The 21,676-nt window shown below is 41.2% G+C and carries 22 protein-coding genes and 1 tRNA gene; 15 read left to right on the top strand and 8 right to left on the bottom strand.

Annotated elements, in window-relative coordinates; all coding sequences use genetic code 11:
• Positions 1-87: 87 nt before the first annotated feature.
• A complete protein-coding gene (locus H6G41_RS27240; RefSeq protein ID WP_190750476.1) occupies positions 88-348 on the bottom strand; it encodes a hypothetical protein in 261 nt (86 codons plus the stop codon).
• A 383-nt stretch (positions 349-731) separates the two neighbouring features.
• Here H6G41_RS27240 and H6G41_RS27245 point away from each other — a divergent pair, with 383 nt between their 5' ends.
• Entirely contained in the window at positions 732-2,060 is a 1,329-nt protein-coding gene (locus H6G41_RS27245) for an ABC transporter substrate-binding protein (protein ID WP_190750478.1), read from the top strand.
• A gap of 191 nt (positions 2,061-2,251) precedes the next feature.
• On the opposite strand, the gene H6G41_RS27250 is transcribed toward H6G41_RS27245, so the two are convergent.
• Complete coding sequence (locus tag H6G41_RS27250; RefSeq protein WP_190750480.1) at positions 2,252-3,088, bottom strand: hypothetical protein; 837 nt, start codon at positions 3,086-3,088, stop codon at positions 2,252-2,254.
• Between the two features lie 300 nt (positions 3,089-3,388).
• Positions 3,389-4,345: a serine hydrolase gene (locus tag H6G41_RS27255; RefSeq protein ID WP_190750483.1), complete on the bottom strand. Its 957-nt coding sequence runs from the start codon at positions 4,343-4,345 to the stop codon at positions 3,389-3,391.
• A 22-nt stretch (positions 4,346-4,367) separates the two neighbouring features.
• Between H6G41_RS27255 and H6G41_RS27260 the strand changes: the two genes are divergently transcribed.
• The 3 genes from H6G41_RS27260 to H6G41_RS27270 are packed head-to-tail and all read left to right on the top strand — an operon-like array spanning position 4,368 to position 7,370.
• Entirely contained in the window at positions 4,368-5,075 is a 708-nt protein-coding gene (locus H6G41_RS27260; protein WP_190750485.1) for a C40 family peptidase, read from the top strand.
• A gap of 2 nt (positions 5,076-5,077) precedes the next feature.
• Positions 5,078-6,091, top strand: coding sequence for a glycosyltransferase family 2 protein (locus tag H6G41_RS27265; RefSeq protein ID WP_190750487.1), 1,014 nt, complete (start codon positions 5,078-5,080; stop codon positions 6,089-6,091).
• A gap of 46 nt (positions 6,092-6,137) precedes the next feature.
• Positions 6,138-7,370, top strand: a complete 1,233-nt coding sequence (locus H6G41_RS27270) for an MFS transporter (protein WP_190750489.1) — start codon at positions 6,138-6,140, stop codon at positions 7,368-7,370.
• 49 nt (positions 7,371-7,419) lie between these two features.
• On the opposite strand, the gene H6G41_RS27275 is transcribed toward H6G41_RS27270, so the two are convergent.
• A tRNA-Arg gene (locus H6G41_RS27275) sits at positions 7,420-7,493 on the bottom strand.
• A gap of 38 nt (positions 7,494-7,531) precedes the next feature.
• Here H6G41_RS27275 and moaC point away from each other — a divergent pair.
• Entirely contained in the window at positions 7,532-8,038 is a 507-nt protein-coding gene (gene moaC / locus H6G41_RS27280) for a cyclic pyranopterin monophosphate synthase MoaC (protein WP_190750491.1), read from the top strand.
• 1 nt (position 8,039) lies between these two features.
• Here moaC and H6G41_RS27285 read toward each other — a convergent pair whose 3' ends face one another.
• Positions 8,040-8,237 carry a DUF2795 domain-containing protein gene (locus H6G41_RS27285; RefSeq protein WP_190750493.1) on the bottom strand — a complete coding sequence of 66 codons (198 nt, stop codon included), beginning with the start codon at positions 8,235-8,237 and terminating at the stop codon, positions 8,040-8,042.
• Positions 8,238-8,677: 440 nt separating this feature from the next.
• On the opposite strand from H6G41_RS27285, the gene H6G41_RS27290 reads away from it, so the two are divergent.
• The 8 genes from H6G41_RS27290 to H6G41_RS27325 all read left to right on the top strand — a co-directional run bounded on the left by H6G41_RS27290 (position 8,678) and on the right by H6G41_RS27325 (position 14,971).
• On the top strand, positions 8,678-9,892 hold the full coding sequence (locus tag H6G41_RS27290) for a GAF domain-containing protein (RefSeq protein WP_190750495.1): 1,215 nt from the start codon (positions 8,678-8,680) through the stop codon (positions 9,890-9,892).
• The gene (locus tag H6G41_RS27295; RefSeq protein ID WP_190750496.1) at positions 9,874-10,275 is read left to right on the top strand and encodes a response regulator; all 402 of its coding nucleotides are present in this window, start codon (positions 9,874-9,876) and stop codon (positions 10,273-10,275) included. The genes H6G41_RS27290 and H6G41_RS27295 overlap by 19 nt, the downstream gene beginning before the upstream one ends.
• A gap of 358 nt (positions 10,276-10,633) precedes the next feature.
• Positions 10,634-11,692, top strand: a complete 1,059-nt coding sequence (locus H6G41_RS27300; RefSeq protein ID WP_190750498.1) for an ABC transporter substrate-binding protein — start codon at positions 10,634-10,636, stop codon at positions 11,690-11,692.
• Complete coding sequence (locus H6G41_RS27305) at positions 11,689-13,413, top strand: ATP-binding protein (RefSeq protein WP_190750499.1); 1,725 nt, start codon at positions 11,689-11,691, stop codon at positions 13,411-13,413. Before H6G41_RS27300 ends, H6G41_RS27305 begins: the two co-directional genes overlap by 4 nt.
• A gap of 104 nt (positions 13,414-13,517) precedes the next feature.
• Positions 13,518-13,775, top strand: a complete 258-nt coding sequence (locus tag H6G41_RS27310; RefSeq protein WP_190750501.1) for a 2TM domain-containing protein — start codon at positions 13,518-13,520, stop codon at positions 13,773-13,775.
• Between the two features lie 119 nt (positions 13,776-13,894).
• Complete coding sequence (locus H6G41_RS27315; RefSeq protein ID WP_190750509.1) at positions 13,895-14,203, top strand: DUF3181 family protein; 309 nt, start codon at positions 13,895-13,897, stop codon at positions 14,201-14,203.
• A 61-nt stretch (positions 14,204-14,264) separates the two neighbouring features.
• Positions 14,265-14,486: a hypothetical protein gene (locus H6G41_RS27320; RefSeq protein WP_190750511.1), complete on the top strand. Its 222-nt coding sequence runs from the start codon at positions 14,265-14,267 to the stop codon at positions 14,484-14,486.
• A gap of 272 nt (positions 14,487-14,758) precedes the next feature.
• Positions 14,759-14,971 (top strand): acetyltransferase, encoded by a 213-nt coding sequence (locus H6G41_RS27325; protein WP_190750513.1) that lies wholly within the window; start codon positions 14,759-14,761, stop codon positions 14,969-14,971.
• Positions 14,972-15,060: 89 nt separating this feature from the next.
• Here H6G41_RS27325 and H6G41_RS27330 read toward each other — a convergent pair whose 3' ends face one another.
• The 3 genes from H6G41_RS27330 to H6G41_RS27340 form a co-directional block, all read right to left on the bottom strand.
• Positions 15,061-15,522 (bottom strand): ABA4-like family protein, encoded by a 462-nt coding sequence (locus tag H6G41_RS27330; RefSeq protein ID WP_190750515.1) that lies wholly within the window; start codon positions 15,520-15,522, stop codon positions 15,061-15,063.
• Positions 15,523-15,660: 138 nt separating this feature from the next.
• Positions 15,661-16,701, bottom strand: a complete 1,041-nt coding sequence (gene cobW / locus H6G41_RS27335; RefSeq protein WP_190750517.1) for a cobalamin biosynthesis protein CobW — start codon at positions 16,699-16,701, stop codon at positions 15,661-15,663.
• A gap of 258 nt (positions 16,702-16,959) precedes the next feature.
• Positions 16,960-17,673: a heme oxygenase (biliverdin-producing) gene (locus H6G41_RS27340; protein WP_190750519.1), complete on the bottom strand. Its 714-nt coding sequence runs from the start codon at positions 17,671-17,673 to the stop codon at positions 16,960-16,962.
• A 780-nt stretch (positions 17,674-18,453) separates the two neighbouring features.
• On the opposite strand from H6G41_RS27340, the gene glmM reads away from it, so the two are divergent.
• Both glmM and hpsL read left to right on the top strand, forming a co-directional pair.
• Positions 18,454-19,908, top strand: a complete 1,455-nt coding sequence (glmM, locus tag H6G41_RS27345; protein ID WP_190750521.1) for a phosphoglucosamine mutase — start codon at positions 18,454-18,456, stop codon at positions 19,906-19,908.
• Between the two features lie 58 nt (positions 19,909-19,966).
• Positions 19,967-21,640, top strand: a complete 1,674-nt coding sequence (hpsL, locus tag H6G41_RS27350) for a hormogonium polysaccharide biosynthesis protein HpsL (protein ID WP_190750523.1) — start codon at positions 19,967-19,969, stop codon at positions 21,638-21,640.
• The last annotated feature ends 36 nt before the right edge of the window (positions 21,641-21,676 follow it).

Raw genomic sequence — 21,676 nt, forward strand, 5'->3', positions numbered from 1 at the left:
ATGTCAATACATATAAGGCTTTTGGCAAAATAAAGATGCTTTTTTTGTGTTTATATGAGTGCTATAACTAATAATTTGGCATAATAGCTACTGAAGAACCACAGTTTTTAAGTCAGCGTTTCCATAAGATAACCAATATCTTTTCGTATCTCTTGTATTACCATCTATCAGTACTATTGGGAGAGTCCCTTTCAAATAAACTTTTTGATTTTTAAGTTCAATAATTAATTTACTTTTTCTTCCAGTATTTAACCGTTTATTAGCATCATTAATGGCAGCATCAATTGATACTAATATATTAGCCAGAGTATTTCTGATTTCAGTGCCTACATAACGACGGTCAACCATAGCGCTTCATCAATTGCTTCATCAATCTTGAATCCCGATCGCTCAAGATTCTTCTAGGTAAGCTTTATTTTTGTTAAAAATGATAATACAACAGAGTAATCCTCTGTTATCTAAAAACTAGAAAATACTCAGCAACAGTGCTGATGATAGGTAGCGTTAAAAAACTTAACTTCAACAAAATGTTCATCAATGGGTGATGAGCATCTTTTAACCTCAATAAAAATATATCTTTAGGTATAAGTATTAATGTGGGCATCAATACGTCTATATCTTCAGGAGGATGATATTATTTATGCTTTGGAGTCTGTTAAGATCGCCTAACCGAAAATTATAGTTAGAATCTTACTTTCAGACTCCTAAAGAATAGAGGAGTGAAAGTATTTATGCACAGAATTCGTACTGCTTTAGCCCTGAGTGTGGCTACCCTAGCAACAGGCGTATTTTTAGGGGCTTGTAGTGAGACGGCGACAAACCCTAATAACACAGGTAGCACGGGAACTTCCGCCAGCCCAGCAGGTAACTCAACTACCGCACCAAGTAGCGCTAAGGGATTGAAAATAGGTTCCCTGTTACCAACAACTGGTGACCTAGCTTCTATCGGTCAGCAAATGGTGGGTTCAGTTCCCTTATTAGTGGAAACAGTTAATGCTTGTGGAGGAGTTAATGGTGAACCTGTCACCTTAGTTCCAGTAGACGATCAAACTGATCCGAAAGCTGGTGCTGCGGGTATGACTAAACTGGCGACTTTAGATAAGGTGGCTGGTGTGGTGGGTTCTTTTGCTAGTAGCGTTTCTACTGCGGCTATCTCCGTAGCTACACCGAATAAAGTGATGCTGGTTTCTCCTGGTAGTACCAGCCCTGTATTTACTGAAAAAGCTAAAAAAGGTGACTTTCAAGGCTTTTGGGCGCGGACTGCTCCCCCAGATACCTACCAAGCACTAGCTTTAGCTCAACTTGCTAAGAAAAAAGGATTTAAGCGTGTTTCCACTGTAGTGATTAACAATGACTACGGTGTTGGTTTTGAAAAAGCATTTGTCGAAACTTTTGAAAAATTGGGTGGAACGATAGTTAATAAAGATAAGCCAGTTCGCTATGACCCGAAAGCCCAGACATTTGATACCGAAGCTGGTGCGGCTTTTGCGGGGAAACCAGATGCTGTATTGGCGGTACTTTATGCGGAGACTGGTAGTCTGTTCCTCAAAGCTGCTTATCAGCAAGGCTTGACTAAAGGCGTGCAAATTCTCCTCACAGATGGAGTAAAAGCACCTACTTTCCCTGAGCAAGTAGGTAAAGGTAGTGACGGTAAATATATTTTAGCTGGCGCGATCGGTACAGTACCCGGTTCTGATGGCAAAGCCTTAGAAAGTTTTAACAAGCTGTGGAAAGAAAAAAAAGGTGGTACTCCTGGAGAATATGCACCTCAAGCTTGGGACGCAGCTGCACTTTTAGCTTTAGCTGCGCAAGCTGCTAAGGAAAATACAGGTGTGGGTATAGCTGGAAAAATCCGAGAAGTTTCTGCTGCGCCTGGAACAGAAGTTACTGATGTCTGTGAGGGGTTAAAATTACTGAAAGAAGGCAAAGATATTAACTACCAAGGAGCCAGTGGTAACGTAGATGTTGACGCTAATGGTGATGTGGTTGGTGTCTACGATGTCTGGACTGTTGGCGATGATGGACAAATTAAGGTGATTGACAAGGTTAGCCCGAAATAGGGGCTAGGAGCTAGGGGCTAGGGACTAGTAGTTAAGTCTTTATTGATCAAAATTAGGAAACGCACCAATAGTGGTGCGTTTTCTTGATTTATTGAGTTTTTGGGGAGATAATCAGGGAAAAAACCACAATATACCATGAAAATCTTTCCCTAATCTCTATTTCCTAGTCCCTAACCCCTATTTTCTGAGATTTAGAAACCGCTGAAGTTATAACCAACTCCTACCATCAAACCGATATCGGTATTTTCAAAAAAGCCAGCGTTGACAGCAACAGTACCGGTAAATTGGGAAGTTAGGGGTACATCAATCCCACCGGATAATAAAAAGGCTGCTTCAGAATTATCGCCGGTTTTAATGGCTGCACCAACTCCGACGTATGGCGCAATGGGTAAGGGTTCGCTAAATGGGTCGGCTACTTGCTGAAAGGTAAAATCATAGGTGAGAGGAAGTACAATTGTGGTGTTATCTCCTAATATGGCAGCTGGTCTGAATGAGATAGCATTTGTTAGACCAATTTTGCTGATAACTGCAAAGTTACCGTCACCTAAGGCTGAGTCGCTACCACTTAAACCGATGTTACCAGCAAGGCCAATGTAGCTTCTACCACCACGAGTAGGTCTACCGGGATCGATATCTGCTTGCGCTACTGTTGTATTAGCTGGTTGAGAAGTAGATTCTTTGGGTGTGGATTCTGGGCTTTGGGGTGCAAATGCAGCTGCTGTAGTTTCTACTGTACCGGGAACGGGAGTAAATATCCGGCTAGCAGTTTTGATTGTTGCAATGTTAGGTAACTTTTCTTTAACTAAGAAAGTTGTAGGTTCATTAGGTAGTTGTTGGTTTGTCGCTTCTGTTGCAATTACTGGGTTGGGAAACTCAGTTGTGGAAGTTTGACTTAGCTGTGGATTACCTAGATTATCTATAGTATCTGCTGTTTGGGCTACAGTAGGTAGGCCAGTAGTACCTAAAATGGCGATCGCAGTTAAATTGGATAGCCAAAAACTCGTTTTACGAACAAAAATATGATTCACATTCACTCCTTACACAATATTGCCACACATAAAATGTCTGTTTTTTTATGTTGATTCAAGGAATCTTGACAACATGTAACCATTTAACACGAAAAGTTTAACTATTACATCCTGTATTTGACGGAATTACTGAGGTGGTCATTGCTCAATGGTTAATGGTCATTTGTTTTAGTCATTGGTTACTTGTTGGCGATCGCCTTTTTTTTCCCTTTTATACCACGGTGTCAATCAACTTACTATTCCAAATGACGCAAAAGCTGTGAATATCAGTCTGTTGACTGTTGACTGTTGACTTTAGTCCTAGCCTCTATTCTCTATTGATAAACTGCTGACGGCTTCACTAATTAGCCTGGAGACAAAAGGTAAAATCTCCCGGTTTTTGGCGTTGGCTTTACCTTCTGTGAACAATACTAAAAGGTAGGGATGGCGATCGCGGATTTCAATGTATGCTGCGTCATGGCGTACCTGATTTGTCCATCCGGCTTTTGACCAAATTTGCCCGTCTTGGGGAAGTCCACCGCCAATAAAGCCTGTTACTTGGTCTTCTTCTAGATCTGTGGCTAAATCTTCGCTTTTGAGACTGCGTTGAAGTAAGCCCATCATCGCTTGCGATCGCGTGCTGGAAACGGCAACGCCCCCGACTATACTATGTAACAACCGCGCGATCGCATTTGTGGTCAGCATATTGCGATTTTCCAGCATTTCTCCATAAAATGCCCGTTCTCTTCCATAAGGGCCATCACCCCAGGTTTTTTGACAGACGTTAATTGTCTGCATTTCTTCCCAGCCTAAAGACTGATAATAGCGGTTGACAAAATTGCGCTGGGATTTCCAAGTTTCAAAGGGGCCGGTCGGTAATTCTGGGCCAGATGTAGTACCAGTTAACACATCAACTACTAAGCTGGTAGCATCGTTACTTGAATCCACAATCATATCCCGCATGGCTCTTTCCAATTCTTTGGAAGGTTGCACCATACCTTTTTCTAACCATTCGTGAACGGCTACTAAATAAAATAATTTCACCACGCTTGCTGGGTAAATTCGCTCGACTCCCCGGTAAGTAAAACCACGTACTATATGGTTCCAAAAGGCATCGGGTGTTAATGCTCCACCAGTATTTACTAGTACAGGTGGATCGTAGACAATCCAAGTCAGAGCAATTTGATTTCGGGCTAATGTGGGAAATTCAGCCCAAGTCGCTTCTAATATACTTGACCCAAGATTTTCAAGTTGTTCGTCTTTGCGGAAAAAAATCATTGTTAGCTAATAACCCTGCAGAATGGTATCTAATTTAGAATCTTCAATCCAAAATCTCACATCGGCTGAGTACAATTGTCTGGCTGACCTCAATTTATATGATTCACCTGAATGTAGTCGCCTAGCAACTCAAGCTGCGGCTGGGCGACATCTGTGGGTAAGTGATAATTTTCAGGATGCATCTGTGGAAGTGTATTTGTGTGAAGATGATTACCCAGGGTGGGTATCTCTGAGTGATGTTGGTTTATTACAAAAAGCTACTTTACCTTATCGGGCAAGCAGATTGTCGGAAGCGGATATTAAAAAACTCTTACCGGGTGCGATCGCTTTTACTCACCAAGCAATGCAACAATCAAATTATTACCTTTGGGGTGGTACGGTGGGGCCGAATTACGATTGTTCGGGATTAATGCAAGCGGCTTTTGTTTCTGTGGGTATCTGGTTACCGCGAGATGCTTATCAACAGGAAGCTTTTACCCAAGCAATTGCGATGGCTGAATTAGAACCGGGGGATTTAATATTCTTTGGGACTCCCGCAAAAGCAACCCATGTGGGACTTTATTTGGGGGATGGTTGCTACATTCATAGTTCAGGAAAAGATAAGGGACGCAATGGAATTGGAATTGATCGACTAACGGAAACAGGAGATGAGGTTAGTCGGTCATATTATCAGCAGCTGCGCGGTGCTGGCAGAGTTGTGAAGAGTTATGAACCACAGGGGCGCAAATAAATATGAGTAGTGGGTTGGTTTCTGCAAGGACAGGTGAGGAAAATGGGGCGATTTTGGGAATTGTCCCTGATGTTTCCGTGGTGGTGCCTGTCCGCGATGAAGTCGAAAGTTTGCCATTATTATTAGAAGCGATCGCTTCTTGTTTGAATGCCAATCAGTTGACTTATGAAATCATCTGTGTCGATGATGGTTCTACCGATGGTTCTGCGCAATGGCTCAAGGAACAAGCCCAAATTCGCCATGATTTAAAAGCAGTAATTTTGCGGCGCAACTACGGTCAAACTGCGGCGATGGCTGCGGGATTTAATTATGCTTTGGGTAAGATTATTGTGACTTTAGATGCGGATTTGCAAAACGATCCGGCGGATATACCCATATTATTAGCCAAGCTAGAAGAAGATTACGATTTGGTCAGCGGTTGGCGACATAAACGCCAAGATGCAGCTTTATCTCGCTTACTTCCTTCCAAAATTGCCAATTGGCTAATTGGTACGATCACGGGAGTCAAATTACATGATTATGGTTGTTCTCTCAAGGCTTATCGTGCTGAAGTCTTAGCCGATATGAACCTTTATGGCGAACTACATCGCTTTTTACCCGCTTTAGCTTACATTGAAGGGGCGAGAATTACCGAAATCCCTGTACGCCACCATCCCCGGCGTTTTGGTCAAAGCAAATATGGCTTATCGCGGACTTTCCGGGTGATGATGGATTTATTAACAATTTCTTTTATGAAGAAGTTCCTAACTAAACCTATGCATGTTTTTGGTTTGTTAGGCTTAATTTCAATGATTTTAGGGACAATTATTGGGATTTACTTAACATTTCTCAAATTAGCTTGGGGGCAAATGATTGGTAATCGCCCATTACTAATTTTAGCGGTGCTGTTATTAGTAACAGGGGTGCAATTATTTTGTTTTGGTCTGTTAGCAGAACTATTAATGCGTACTTATCATGAATCTCAAGGTAGACCGATTTATCGAGTGCGAGAAGTGGTAGCAAAAAATATTAAGTAACGTAACAATAAAAGGGAAACACACTTAGTATTTAACTGCATCTACCTTGAAAGCCTTCCTAGATTTTGATATTTATGTGCGCCAAAGCCTGCTGATTTTGTTTTTAGCAGGTTTATTATTCTGGTCTAGCATAGCTTCCTTGTTACCTACCTTACCTCTGTATATTGCGAATGTAGGTGCAAGTAAGCAACAAATCGGCCTTGTCATGGGTAGTTTTGCGATTGGCTTATTACTATTTCGCCCCATGTTAGGAAAATTAGCCGATGGCGGTGGTCGGAAAATTCCTTTATTTATTGGCGTGATTGTAGCGGCGATCGCACCTTTTGGCTATTTATTCTTTCAATCAATTCCCATGCTGGGTTTCGTTCGCGCTGTACATGGTGTGGCTGTGGCGGCTTTTACTACAGGTTACAGCGCCTTAGTGGCAGATTTAGCACCACCAGCCAAACGTGGTGAAATTGTCAGTTATATGACTTTGGCGACTCCCATCGGTTTAGCAATTGGCCCCGCTTTGGGCGGTTATTTACAAGCAGCAGCTGGGGATGCGCCTTTATTTCTCTTAGCAGCTGAATTAGCTTTTATTGCGCTATTGGGTATTGGCTTCATCATTAATCCCCCAATTGAGCAACATCCATCAGCAAATAGTCAACAAAGTAATTTTTGGCAAATTGTCATCAGTCCCAGGGTGAGAATTCCTTCATTGGTGATGTTATTAGTTGGGTTGTCTCTAGGTACTGTTCACACCTTTATCGCTCTATTTATTCAAGAGACTGGCGTTAATTTTAACGCTGGGTTATTTTTCACCATCGCCGCCCTCTCTAGCTTTATTGTGAGGATTTTTTCTGGACGGGGAAGCGATCGCTTTGGTCGCGGTTTATTTATCACTTTTGGTATAATAGGCTACACATTGGCAACCTTGCTACTTTGGCAAGGTAACAGCCAAATTACTTTCATCTTCGCAGCCATAGCCGAAGGTGCTGGTGGGGGAACCTTAATCTCAATGGTGGTGACACTGATGACAGATCGTTCCTTACCACAAGAACGGGGACGGATTTTTGCCATATGTATTGCCGGCTTGGATTTAGGAATTGCGATCGCTGCTCCTGTTTTGGGTTATGTGGCGGAACAAGTCGGTTATCGCCAGATGTTTGCTTACTGCACCGCTTTAAGCTTTCTCGCCCTGTTGGTTTTCCTCACCCAATCCAACAAAAACCTTTCCGATTCCCTGCGCTTTGCTTCAGGCAGAGGCAAAGATCACTATTATCTGAATAAATCCTGATATATAGAAAGAGGCGCAATCAATAATTGCGCCTCTTTAATTTATTGAACGGGCGAGGAGGGATTCGAACCCCCGACACCGTGGTCCGTAGCCACGTGCTCTAGTCCACTGAGCTACACGCCCTCGCACAGGAACTTATATTAGCACTTTCTCTCAAAATTATGCAAGACAATTTTTCAGCTAATTTTGCCAATCTCTCCCATCTCGATTCCCAAGGACAAGCACAAATGGTGGATGTGTCACAAAAAACACCTACCCTTCGCCAAGCTGTAGCCGCTGCGCAAGTGCGGATGTTACCGACAACTTTAGCCGCCATCCAAGCTGGAAATACGCCCAAAGGCGATGTTTTAGGTACTGCGAGAATCGCCGGGATTATGGCAGCGAAACAGACAGCGAATTTAATTCCTATGTGTCACCCGCTACCCTTGCAGAAAGTTGAAGTTCAGATAATGGCCGATGAACAACTTCCCGGTTATCAAATTCAAGCCACCGTGAAAACCAAAGCCGAAACCGGGGTAGAAATGGAAGCCTTAACGGCAGTTTCCGTTGCGGCTTTAACTTTGTACGATATGGCAAAAGCTTTAGAAAAATCGATGCAAATAGAATCGATTCGCTTAATTAGCAAAACTGGCGGGAAATCTGGAGATTATTTCCCATCAGAAGCGTAACCTACTCCAGCTCGCCTAAAGCTTCGCTGAGATCGGTGGGGCTTTCAAATTCTTCATCTTCGGGTAATTCCTCTAAGATGGATAGCACATCTTCATCAGCGCCTTGCTCTTGTGCATGTTGAATTAATTCTTCGGTGCTAGCAGGATAGTCCATACCTTTCAAGTATTTTTGCACAAAAATTGGGTTCGCCTTAGCCATTCTTATCTACCGATAAAGTGCAATTCCATATTCACAATTGAATTTCGTAACTCCCTCTACCAAAATGAAGAATCATTTTTACATCATTAATATTTAAACTCAGCCAATTGGTTGATTTAGCGGATTTATTGGCTAGCTTTTTAATTGCAGTACAGTGCCACTATATAAACATATTTCTAAAAAGTAGGCTATATCCTGCTTAAATCTCACATGAATGTTAAAAATTAGTATAAATTGATAATTATTAGATTAAACGATATGAATTAAAGCTGTATAAAAATGTAGAAGATTTTAGTTATATTTGGCGTGTAAAAATATTAAATTAAAGTTAAACCATCTAGTAAAAGGTTATAATCTTTGACTAAAATGGAAAGAAGAGAATTTAAAATAAGAAAATATTTATTAGACAAAGTTAATAATAGGAAATTGAGATAAAAGCCATGTCCTCTCTAACTAGTGATGCTTTTGAAGCGGGACGGGTATACAAATCGACTGGTGCAATTGCTGTAAATCTCTTGCGATCGCCAATTTATCATGCATGGGAGCGATCGCACCTCCAAGGATCTAACCCTTATGCCCTGCAAGCGGAAAAACTCTCAAGTTTAGATACAGAAAGGTTACTAGAGCAACACAGTTCTCTGATTAATGCGGCTCGTACCTATGGAAGGATATTATCCCAAGCCGCAGGATCAGAACGTCATGCAGTCATGTTAAGCGATCGCAACGCCGTTGTCTTAGATGTGGTAGGTGACGAGCAAACTGTACACGGGCCGGAACCTTTCCCCGGCCCAGGTTCCCTACTTTCGGAAAGCGTGGCGGGAGCCAATGGAATTGGTACGCCCTTAGCAGCCGCAGATTATGTAGAAATAGTCGCCGCCGAGCATTTTATCGAAGGGTTTCATGCTTTTACCTGTCAAGGAATTCCTCTGCGCAACGACAAACAAGAAATTATTGGTGTATTTAGTATTTCCCTACGCCGTGCAGATGCAGGACAACGTCTCAAAGAGATATTAAAATGTGCTAGCAATGGTATTGAAGCAGAATTTGTCATCGCCAAACTTGAACAAGATGTTCGCCGCATTCTCGCAGCCCATCCTGAAGACTACCAACCCATAGAAGAACTGCGTCAAGATATTATCCAAGCTCATCAAGCAGCACGCTTAAAAATGGAAGTAGGCTCGCGGATGGTAGCGAAAAATCGCTTAGATTACGCTATGCAAATCCTGCGACAAGCTGACAATTCAATTCAAATCTTTCGCCGTCGGGCAGAAGTTTGGCGAAATTTGGCATCATTAGAGCTAGGCTCAATTCAACCTGTGTGTCTCACGGATAGCATTCGCGATTTAGTAGATTTACTATCAACTGAAATCTCAATTCGCAAACTAGAAGTTGTCACATCTTGGCAAGAAGAGCCAATTAAAGTTATGGCTGACTCTAGAAGCCTATTGCGCCAGCTTTTTCGTTATTTTTTGCAAGTTTTTGAGATTGCAGGTAGAGGTGGCAGAGTAGAAGTATTAGTGTCTATGCTAGATGCTGAGTTTGTCCAAGTCAGTTTTAGAGGAAATTCCGGATTAAATCTTGACCAATCAAAACTAGCCCAGTACACTTTTTCTTTACCTATAGCTAATAAAAATTTATGTACAAGCACACTTTAGTGAAGCGCAAGGTGCTGATTGCAGACGATGACGATGATAGTCGAGAAATGCTAGCGTTTTTACTTGAAGATGAAGGCTGGGAAGTAAAAGAAGCAAGAGATGGCAAAGAAGCTTTAGCAACAGTAGTTAAAGATCGTCCTGATTTATTAATTTTAGATAACCGGATGCCAGAATTAACTGGAGCCGAAGTTTATCAGCAACTTCAATCCCAAGGTATTAATTTAGCAGTTGTTTTAGCTACAGCTTATGGACATATAGAAGAATTAGCCTCCGCTTTGGGTATTGTTTATTTTGTTAATAAACCCTATGACATCACAGAATTATTAACCATCATAGAATCTGCTTACAAAAATTGTCATGATAGTAATTTTTCCCAGAGTTAGGATTATTACATGTTAAAAGTATGGGAAAAAATTACTGTTTAGCCAAAAGTATAGCTGTTGACTGTTGACTGTTGACTGTTGACTGACTAGAAAGGCTTTTATTGTCAGGATGAAGGAACAATCCTCCACTCTTATGACTAAGTAAGCGAAGCGACATCTTAGTCAGGCGGGGGATTGTCAAATATCTTTCTTAATTTTGAATTGGTATTAGGTAAGAGTGTTTAGGTGTTGAGGGTTACGTCATTTCTTTTCTCTCTTACAAAAAGAATATTAACAAAAATGTATTAAGTTATACTAACTGAACTTTTGGGAATCATTGGTTGTAAGTACACATTTCCCAGACGAAGATTAGTATTTTATGAAAATTACGCAAATTATTGGCACATTGACTATTTGGTGCCAACAAAAGTTGAGATTAGGTATTAAGTTTACCTTTTTCTCTTTGTTTGCGATCGCTCTTTTTCTCACTTTGATTACTAATGCTTGTAGTTTTGAGCAAAACCAATCACTCCAACCACTGCGAGTGGGAATTACCAGCTGGGTAGGATTTGATATTGTACGCTATGCCCAACCTTCAGGAATCTTCAAGCAACGGGGACTAGAAGTAGAATTGGTGCAATTTGATAACCAGCAAGATTCTAGTCGAGCGGTAATTCGTGGCGGTTTAGATGCGGCGTTTGTGTCTTTTTGGGATGCGATGCAAGTCGATCCGGGTAACGATCGACCTGTGGTGTTATTGACAACTAATATTTCTGCGGGAGCAGATGGAATTGTTGCCCAACCAGCAATTAAATCTGTAGCAGATTTACGTGGTAAACAAGTAGGTGCAAAGTTAGGTACAGTCAATCATCTGATTTTACTGGAAGCTTTGAAAGCTCATCAAATCAAACCTGCCGATGTGAAAATTCTTGATTACTCCAATGAGGTAGCTGCCGAAAAAATTAAAACAGGTGCGATTGATGCTGCGGTGCTGTGGGAACCAATGTTAGGGGAAACGGCGAAGAACATTAAGGGCAATATCCTTCATACCACCAAGCAAGTAGATAGTCTGGTAATTGATATTTTGATGTCCAGTGACAGTACGGTGAAGGCGAAAAAAGCAGCACTCAAACAATTTCTTTTGGCATGGTTTGACGTAATGCAGGCTGTGGAAACCCAAGCGACAAAGGTGTTTAACACGGTGGGAGAACAACTGGCACAAAATAGCGAATCTTTTGCTACTGATTATGCAGGATTAAAAAAAGGCGATATGACTTTAAATCAGCGGATGTTCGCCGCAGATGGTCGTCTTAATTCGGCAAAAGCAGAAATTTTGCAGCTGCTACAAGCCGATCCGCGTCACGGTCGAGTGATTCGCCAAGATGTAGAGATTAATACCGCACTGGTCAATGAAGCAATAGCGGGATGGAAGTCATGAGCCAGTCAGCCACAAATAACTTATCCCAACAACTACTGATAGGTTTTGGTATTTCTCTGACAACAGTTGGCTTAACCACATTGGGATTGAACAACCTGTTGATTAAATCACAACTGAGATATAAGCAAGAACAACGCGCCCAAACCATTACCCAAGGGGTTGCATTTTCCACGGAAGGACTTATCGAACTGGGAAATACAAGTATTATTAAGCGAATAGTACAAAACTATGCCACAATGCCATCGGTAGTAGAAGTCGCCATCGTTAGTCCCGATGGACAAACCCTAGCTCGGAGTGGCTCGCAATCAAAAAATCCGCCCTATGCTGCCATTTATCCAGAATTAACTCAAGTTGTACAACAGGCTGCGGAAACAGGTTTGGAAAAGAGTTTCCGCACCAATATAGACGGTAAGCCAACATTAGTAGAAATTTCGCCCTTTAGCAGTACGCTATTTGGTCAAGGAAATCGACGGGGATTAGCGATCGCGATTCTCGATGTCAAAGAATTACAACAGCAAGCTTGGCAAACTTTCTCTACCTCTACCATTACCCTGGTCATTGGCATGTCAGCAATTCTAGTATTGATGACAATGATGATTCAGCGATTAGTTTTACAACCACTGCAACGCTTAAATAAAGCTGTAACTGACAGTTCCAGCATTGACTATTTTGTCATGCCCAGTGGATTGCCGAACAACGAAATTCAATTCTTGGCGCAGACAATTCAAGCAGCGGCTACAAGAGTTGAGGCTTATCAGCAACTAGAACAAGAAATAGCCCAGCGCCAACAAGTTGAAGCTGCTTTATTGGAGTCAGAAGCACAACTACGCCAGCAAGCTGAAGATTTAGAGAAAGCCATGCAAGAATTGCAGCAAGCACAAATGCGCATTATCCAAGCGGAAAAAATGTCGAGTTTGGGACAGCTAGTTGCAGGTGTTGCTCACGAAATTAACAATCCCGTCAGCTTTATTCACGGGAATCTGACTCATTTCGATAACTATACTCAAGATTTATTGCAATTAATTGATCTTTACCAACAACAATGTCCCCATTCTCCAACAATCATCCAGAAAACAGTGGAAGACATCGACTTGGAATTTCTCAAGGAAGATTTACCCAAGTTGCTCAGTTCGATGAAAGTAGGTACAGAACGTATCCAGGGAATTGTGCAATCTCTACGCAACTTCTCGCGTCTGGATGAAGCTAAGTTGAAAGCAGTAGATATACATGAGGGTATTGAAAGTACCCTATTAATTCTCCAAAGCCGCCTCAACCCCAAACCAGGTTTTGTAGGTATTGAAGTCATCAAAGATTACAGTAAGTTACCCCTGGTGGAGTGTTACCCAGAGCAATTGAATCAGGTATTTATGAATATTTTGGCCAATGCGATCGATGCTTTAGAAACGTCAACTTACCACCAATTAACACTAAAAACCAACCCCAAAATTTGTATTCTTACCAAAGTCTTGGCAGATAAAGCCATCTCTATTCATATTAGCGATAACGGTTCGGGGATGAATAAAACAGTCCAAGAGAAGTTATTTGATCCCTTTTTTACTACCAAACCAGTTGGCAAAGGCACAGGTTTAGGCTTATCTATTAGTTATCAAATTGTCGTAGGCAATCATAGTGGTAAGCTGTACTGTGATTCTGCATTAGGACAGGGAACTGAGTTTGTCATAGAAATTCCCCTTAATCAGCACAGTTGTCACCCTCTGTGAGCGAAAAATTGACGTAAATTGGCTGGCTTTGATGGTGTTGTAGTTAATTAATGCCTAAGAATCTTAGAATAATTAGGGTATGTTGAATTATGTAACAAAAATTTATGCCTCCTCGTTGGCCTACCAAACCCGATCGCCAAGACCCAGCCTACCGCAAAATAGACGACAGAATGAATTTTGCTGTCCATGTAGCGATCGCCGCTACAATCAATTCTGGGTTGTGGTTTTTCCACAATCTGAAAGCAGCTAACTGGGAATGGCTGCCTTGGGTAACAGTAAGTTGGCTGGTTATTGTGTTAATACATTTTATTTATATCAGCGCGATCGCCAATTATTCCGACACCCCACCCAAATCTACCTAAAGATAGGCAACAGATGCTAGGGCGATGTAACCTGTGACTGTAGAGTTAGCCTAGCTAATTGAGCGATAATAATAAAGAGCCTGAGAGTTAGCGCTTTTCGTTGATATGGGGTGATTTTTATGGCTAAGACTAACACCACAGAAATGCTAGAAGCCCTAGCAGCCGAAATAGGGGAGAATGTTTACATAGACATTGCTAAGTGGCATCTTTATTTATCTAATGCCAAACTGCATACCGTTGTCGCTGAACAGCTGTATCCCTTAATTACTTCCAATTCAGTGAATGAAGACCGAGTTACCGCCGTATTAGCTGCAATTCCTGTTAAAATTGGTGGTGGGAGGAAAGAAATTCCCTTGATCGATTTACTACCCCTGCAATGCCAGGTAAGTTTAGTAGATATTCTCGAAAAATTCCAACGCGAGTTGTAACATCTCTACTTTAATTGTCCCTATTGGCTCTTGCAGCATCCTCTTTACGGAGGTGAAGGACATGAATCAATATAAGTTTCACGATGAATATAGCCTAGCCCAAACAGCCGAGAATCTAGGTAAAAAAGCTTTGGAGTTAGGTCTGATTCCTAGTTTTGTAGTGCGTTATTTCCCTGATAGCAGGCAATATTACATTCCTAACGAACAAGAATCAGAACCTTTAACACCAGAACAAGCATATATGCGGTTAAGAAAACTAGTAGAACAATCTGGTAAGGCTTAATCTCACTATTCTCTCATTACAGGGAGAATTAACTAGGCTTGATAATTAAATTTGCAATAGAGCAATTAAGCAGAAAGGCAGAAATTAATTTAGCTTTGTAGTGTTTGCGCAGCCTCTCATTCGCCGTAGGCGTCTCGTAGAGAAGACTTGAGTCCTGACTGCACAATTAATTTTCCCAGTGCAATTACCGAATTAATTACCATCAGTAATACACTTCAACTATCAACATTAGTTGGGGTTAAATTTCAGGCAAATTTAGCGAGGTCAATTATATGTTTTTACAAATCAAAGATAGCAATGATTTAGTCAAAATAGATAGTTTTGAAGAATTGATAGATCCAAATAGAGATACTGTTCACGGAAAAGACCAAGAAGGTCAAGAAGAACAAGAAACAGATATCTTTAAAAAAGACGAGTTGGTTTTTCCTTCAGGAGAAAGTCTACCTCGCTGCTGGGTAGATGCTAACTACAGAAAAGCTAATTAGCTATTAGTTAATTAGTAGTTAAACATCATTGAATTGATGGGTAATAGGTTTATGGCTTACCTATTACCCAATCTTTAACTATTACTGGATCAAATAGCCTTGTCTGCTACTATTGCATCTGCCTTTTCACTAGATGAAACTGCTTTAGTTATCCAGTAAGTCAAAATGTGAGATAAAACACCCAAAGGCCCGGCAAATAAGCACAGTGCGAGAGAGTGAATCGTCCAAATACCAGTAGTTTGCCCTTGCCAGTATATCCAACGCCCAACGAATAAATCCATCACCAAAAAATGAATCCAACCAGTTGCAGCAGCTGTTTCATCAGCAAAAAATCTGGCAATATCAGCTAATTGAGGATTAGATAAAGCTTGAGCATTTTCTGGTGTAATGCTGGTGATGAACAAATACAAATAGGCTCCAGCTAAAGGTATAAAAGGGATATATGATTCCATCACTCGCCGCGTGACTTTCCAATTAGGAAGAAGAATCATCAAAGCCCAAAAAGGTAAAACAAAAAAATTGGCAACATTAAATAATTGCGTGACGTTCATAATTTATTATCTTCTCTAAAGAGCGTCATAGAAAAATATAACAGACAAATAAATGCCTCATATTTGAGTTGCTAGATACCCGAATTTATTGAATAAGTCGGGTATCCGACCAAAATCATAATTCACTTACTGAATCGCCTATAAAGCGACAAGTTGAGATTCTATCTCCGCAGATTTTAAATCGCGACCGATGAAAACTAAACGGGTTTGCTTAGCTTCTTCTGGTTGCCAAGGGCGATCGTAAAATTTATCAAAGCGATTACCCACACCTTGCATAACTAAACGCATGGGTTTATTGGGTACCGCTACAAAACCTTTAATCCGATAAATCTCTTGTTGATTGACTATTTGTTGCAGCTGTTGTTGGAGTTTTTCCGGGTCAAAGGCGCGGTCTAAAATAACATGAGTTGAGGTAATTTCGTCATCATGGTCATGGTCTTCTTCTGTGTCGTGATGACTAGGACGACTATCTAAATTATCTTCCACAGCCGCTTGGAAACCTAATAAAATAGATGGATCGAGTTGACCGCGATCGCTCTCCACAATCTTCACCACCCTGGGTAACTCTTGTTTAACTAACTCCTCAACTTGGGCTTTAGTTTCCGCATCCACCAAGTCAGTTTTATTTAAAACTACCAAATCTGCACAAGCTAATTGGTCTTCAAACAGTTCTTGTAATGGTGTTTCATGTTCTAGACTATCATCAGCTTGCCGTTGGGCTGCTACTGCCTCTGGATTGCTGGCAAATGTCCCCGCTGCTACCGCCGCACAATCAACAACGGTAATTACCGCATCCACTGTTGCACCAGTGCGAATTTCTTGCCAGCGGAAAGCCTTAATTAAGGGTTTGGGTAAAGCTAACCCAGAAGTTTCAATAATAATCGCATCAATGCGATCGCGCCGCTTGAGTAATTCTTGCATTGTCGGATAAAACTCTTCTTGTACGGTGCAGCACAAGCAGCCATTAGTTAACTCAAAAATATTACTGCCATCTTGACTATCTTCGGGACAAATTTGACAGGATTTTAGCAATTCGCCATCAATCCCAAGTTCGCCAAATTCATTAACTAAAACCGCAATCCGGCGTCCTTGGTTGTTTTGTAGCAGGTGGCGAATTAGGCTGGTTTTACCACTACCTAAGAAGCCTGTGATTACTGTGACAGGAATTTTTGTAGCCATTGTTTAACGCGAATTTTGCCCAAAAGCCTTACTTGGCCTCTAAGTGCATTTTCCCCCATTGCCCCGTTGATTGGAAATCCGGACACAGATGTATGAAAGAGGACAAGAGAAGGGAGACAAGGAGGACTAATGCCCAATGCCCAATGCCCAATGCCCAAATAAAATTTGGGGCAACTTCCTTGCGATCGCCTCATTTACTCAGGTGACCCCAGGGAAATTGCCCCGATAATTGACAAAAATTGATTTTACAAAAAATGATTATTCAGCAGTAGCTAGTTCGGTGCTGCCACGGCTACGGCGTCTGGTTAAGCTGTTGTACAGCATGATACCAATGGCTTTGACTAAATTACCTTCTAATTCTTGGAACATCTTCATGTTCATGCCAAAAGCAGCATTGGCTTCATCCACAATGCGATCGGCTGTAGCTTCATCGATGGGTAATTCATCTAAAGCTTGACGATACTTAGCTTTGAATGCCTTCTCATCAGAAATGTCTGCAAATTCATAAAAGGCAGTACCACCATCAGTAAGATTCATTGCTGTTTGGGCAATACCTTTGAGGATTTGACCACCAGATAAATCGCCTAGGTAACGGGTGTAGGAATGGGCAATTAATAATTCTGGTTCTGTGGCAGAGATTTCCCGGATGCGTTGTACGTAAGCTTCCCCGGCTGGAGATAGCTGTACTTGTTCCCGCCAGTTAAAACCGTAGTAGTAGCTCAGGTCTTCCTCTAAGGTCTGCTTGCGGTTGAGTTCGGTAAAATTTATTTTGCTCACAATCGGATGGTTCTGGTGCTTTTCCATTTCCTCTTCCATAGCTGAGTAGATGAAATAGAAATTACCAACTAGCTTGCGGTATGAGCTTTTCTCCACCACTCCTTTTAAAAAGCACTTGACAAAACCAACATTTTCTGCCATCGTATGGGCTTTTTTAGTGCCTACACGCAATTTGCTTGCTAAATTGCTACTCATGCTAAATTTCTCAACTTTAAAAGGTCAATTACCAGAGTTTCGATTTACTAACGGCTAAATTAGGCCATTAAAACGTTACATTAGAACGATTTGATGAGAATTTATATTAAAAATTTTTAAGCTGGGAGGATTTGCAGTTTGTTACACAGCAAATTGTCAGAATCTCTAGTCTGGGAGGATGATTCACAGTTGGCAGTGGCTAATTTTCTGATTTGCCCCAATAACTGCTGATATTGCTGAAAATCAGCAGATGTGATCTTGACTACAGTTGATTGGTCTGCTATTGGGTTTTTGATGCATCATTCATTAGGGAAAATAGGGAAAAATTCCACTAAAGGTTGCAGAGATTATTTATCAATTTCCGGCTCTCCAAGATATTAAGGAATCTTCACGATTAACCAGAAAAGTTAATAAGTATTTTCCCTAGTAAACAGTATTCTTATATTATGAGATATGCTCTAAAAATCACAAATATATTTAAGTAAGCGTGTTAATTTTAATGGGATAAAAAGCCAAGAATCGCGATCGCCAAAACAGGTATCAGTAAATATGCAGTGATGCTGTACTACTTATAATCATCCTAAAACGGATAAAGGCCAATTTTGCCAAAATTACTATCAAGCAATTGCTGTCATAATTAAGCATTAACACTGATAAAGGTGATACCAGTGCTATATCTATATCTAGTTACTTATGCAAATCAAGCGGTAATAAGTCAGAATTGTTGAACAAAGTATAAAGTGCTATTCTCCTGTGTGATTGTGTGGAGTGTTTTAACATATGGTTTCATCAATAACTCGGATTCAAGGCGGACTGAATGGAGTTTCTGTTGTAGCAGACAATATCGCCAATAATTTTGCCCCTAATTTAATATCACTACCAAAAAATCCCTTGTTCGGTACAGATGGGATTCGCGGACGAGTAGGAGACTTACTTAATGCGCCTTTAGCATTGCAAATAGGTTATTGGGCGGGGATTGTTCTGCGAACTCACGCCGAGCGCTTAGGCCCGGTAATTCTCGGACAGGATTCAAGAAACTCCAGCGATATGTTAGCAATGGCCTTGAGTGCTGGGTTAACAGCAGCCGGAATTGAGGTCTGGTATTTAGGTTTATGTCCTACACCCTGCGTTGCTTATCTCACAAGCATTACAGATGCTATCGGTGGCGTGATGATTTCTGCTAGTCATAACCCACCAGAAGACAATGGTATTAAAATCTTTGGTGCAGATGGTGGAAAATTACCACTAGCATTGCAAGCAGAAATTGAAGCTGGATTACGGGGTAATAAAACTGTTGGGATTGTAAATCATTGTGGAAGGCACTATTCACGCACAGAATTAATTGCAGATTATAGTGATGCCTTAAAACAACCTTTAAAAGGAGCAGTTAATCTTCAGGGAATGAAGATTATTTTAGATTTAGCATGGGGCGCAGCAGTAGGGTTAGCCCCAGCAGTCTTTAGGGAAATGGGGGCAGAGGTGATTTGCTTGCATAATGAAGCAAATGGCGATCGCATTAATGTTGATTGTGGTTCTACCCATTTAGACATGCTGCAAGCTGCGGTACAAGAACATCAAGCCAACGTTGGTTTTGCCTTTGATGGCGATGCCGATCGCGTGTTAGCTGTAGATAGTACAGGGAGACAAGTTAACGGCGATTACATTCTCTACCTCTGGGGACGCCACCTCAAGCAACAGCAACAGCTACCAGATAATTTGATCGTTTCCACCGTTATGGCTAACTTAGGTTTTGAAAGGGCTTGGGAAAAGCTAGGCGGAAAATTAATTCGCACTGCTGTCGGCGATCAATATGTGCAAGCCGAAATGTTACGTACTGGCGGAATGCTAGGCGGCGAACAGTCTGGTCATATTCTGTGTTTGCATTATGGAATGACCGGAGATGGTTTGTTAACAGCCTTGCATATAGCAGCTTTGATTAAAGAAGCTGGTGTAGAACTCCATGACATGGTAGATCAAAGCTTTCAGACTTACCCCCAACTGTTAAAGAACGTGCGCGTAATAGATCGCGATCGCCGCATGGCTTGGAAAGATTGCGAACCTCTACAAAAAGCGATCGCCCAAGCCCAAACAGCAATGGGTGATGCTGGGAGAATTTTAGTGCGTGTTTCTGGCACAGAACCAGTTATCAGGGTTATGGTGGAAGCGGCCAATGCAGAATTGGCTCACCACTGGACAAACGAACTAGTTTCTCAAGTCCAGCAACACTTAGGATAAACAGTGCTGTAGTGCTGAGTTATACATAATTCAGGCTCAGCACGCAGAACTGAAACACATGGCGAAACCCAAGAAAAAATCTTCAAAATCCTCAAAATCAAAAAAGCGTAGGCGTAGCTCGCCGCAAGCATCGCAGTCTGAAAAACCTACCCTTAGCCTCAAAGAACAGCTAGCCCAAAAGCGCAAAGCTAACTTAGCCAGAAAAGAATTTATCAGTTTACTAACCGCCGCCGTCGGTGGCGGTCTTTTCGTGGGTATACTGCTGTTTGTTGCAGGTGGAATTAAACTCGCAGTTCCTGGTGTTTTAGGAATTATCATCCTGGCTTTATCTTACAAATATCCCCGCCAAGCCCTATTTGCTTTCATTATCTACATTCCTTTTGGCGGTACTATTACTTACTATATCGGTAATAGTCCTATACTCCAATTAGCCAAAGACGCTTTTTATATTCCCGCCTTAATTGGACTTTGGCAGACTTGTAAAAAACAGGGATTACCTTTCATTATTCCCCAAACTATTAAAACTCCATTGTTAATTTTATTGGGCTTTTGTTTACTAACACTCTTATTCATCAATGGTGGACAACAGTTCAACCCGCCGCCTGTAGGATTATTAGAAAAATCACCTAAGGAAATACCTTTAGGTATGGGTATTTTAGGACTCAAAGTATTTTTAGGCTATCTTCCCCTGATTACCTGTGCTTATTATTTAATTCGTAATCAAAAAGATTTTTTATTTTTATCACGGCTACAAGTCATCCTCACACTAATTTGTTGTGCCCTCGGATTTGTTCAATACTTATTATTACTAACTGGTGTATGTCAAGGTACTAGAGGTTATGTCGGTGATGCCTTATTTAGAGCCACATTAGAAGCTAGATGTTATTTTGGCGGTTCACTATTATATAGTCCCGAAGAAGGAGTGATTCGGCTTCCAGGAACTTTTGTCGCCCCTTGGCAATGGGCATGGTTTTTAATTTCCAGCACCTTTTTTACCTTTGCTACTGGCTTCACCGATCCTTCAATAATTTGGCGTTTTATCAGTTTAGGTTCCTTAGCATCAGTTTTTATTAATGCTGTAATTTCTGGACAGAGAATTGCCTTAGCCTTAGTACCAACCTGCTTTATAATTTTGCTATTTTTGACTGGTCAAATTGCCAACCTCAAACGTTTTATCCCCATCGGTATCGGATTGGCTGTAATTTTAGGAATTGCAATGGTAACCAACCCGGCTGTAGTGCAAGAAAGAACTGCAAGTTTTACTAGTCGCTGGGAAGCTTCACCGCCCCAAGATTTTATCATTCAGCAATTTGAAGATAACTTGAAAAATGTCAAAAGTCCTTTAGGAAATGGTTTAGGAAGAGCCACTAATTCTGCTCGTTCGATGGGTGAAACTGAACTTATAGAAACCTACTATCCCAAATTAATTTATGAAGTAGGAATTTGTGGATTAATCGGATTCTTGCTTTTGGTTACTACTCTCACAAAAACTAGTTTTAAGGCTTATCGGTCGTTAAAAAACCGTAATTTCCGCAGTTATGGAGCAGCTTTATGGGTGTTTATATTATTTATTAGCTATAACACCTATTATTATCCTTTGGATGTCGATCCAGTTGCTGCTTATTACTGGTTTTTTGCCGGAGTTCTCTTGAAATTGCCTCTCTTAGAGCAACAAGATAAAGAAGATTTAGCAGCACAGCCAACAGCTAAAAAAAAGCGCTCATTCATCTGAGCAATTATTGTGTATATCGCTCAACAATAGAATAGT

The organism is Tolypothrix sp. FACHB-123, from assembly GCF_014697075.1.
In the GTDB taxonomy this organism is placed as follows: domain Bacteria; phylum Cyanobacteriota; class Cyanobacteriia; order Cyanobacteriales; family Nostocaceae; genus Aulosira.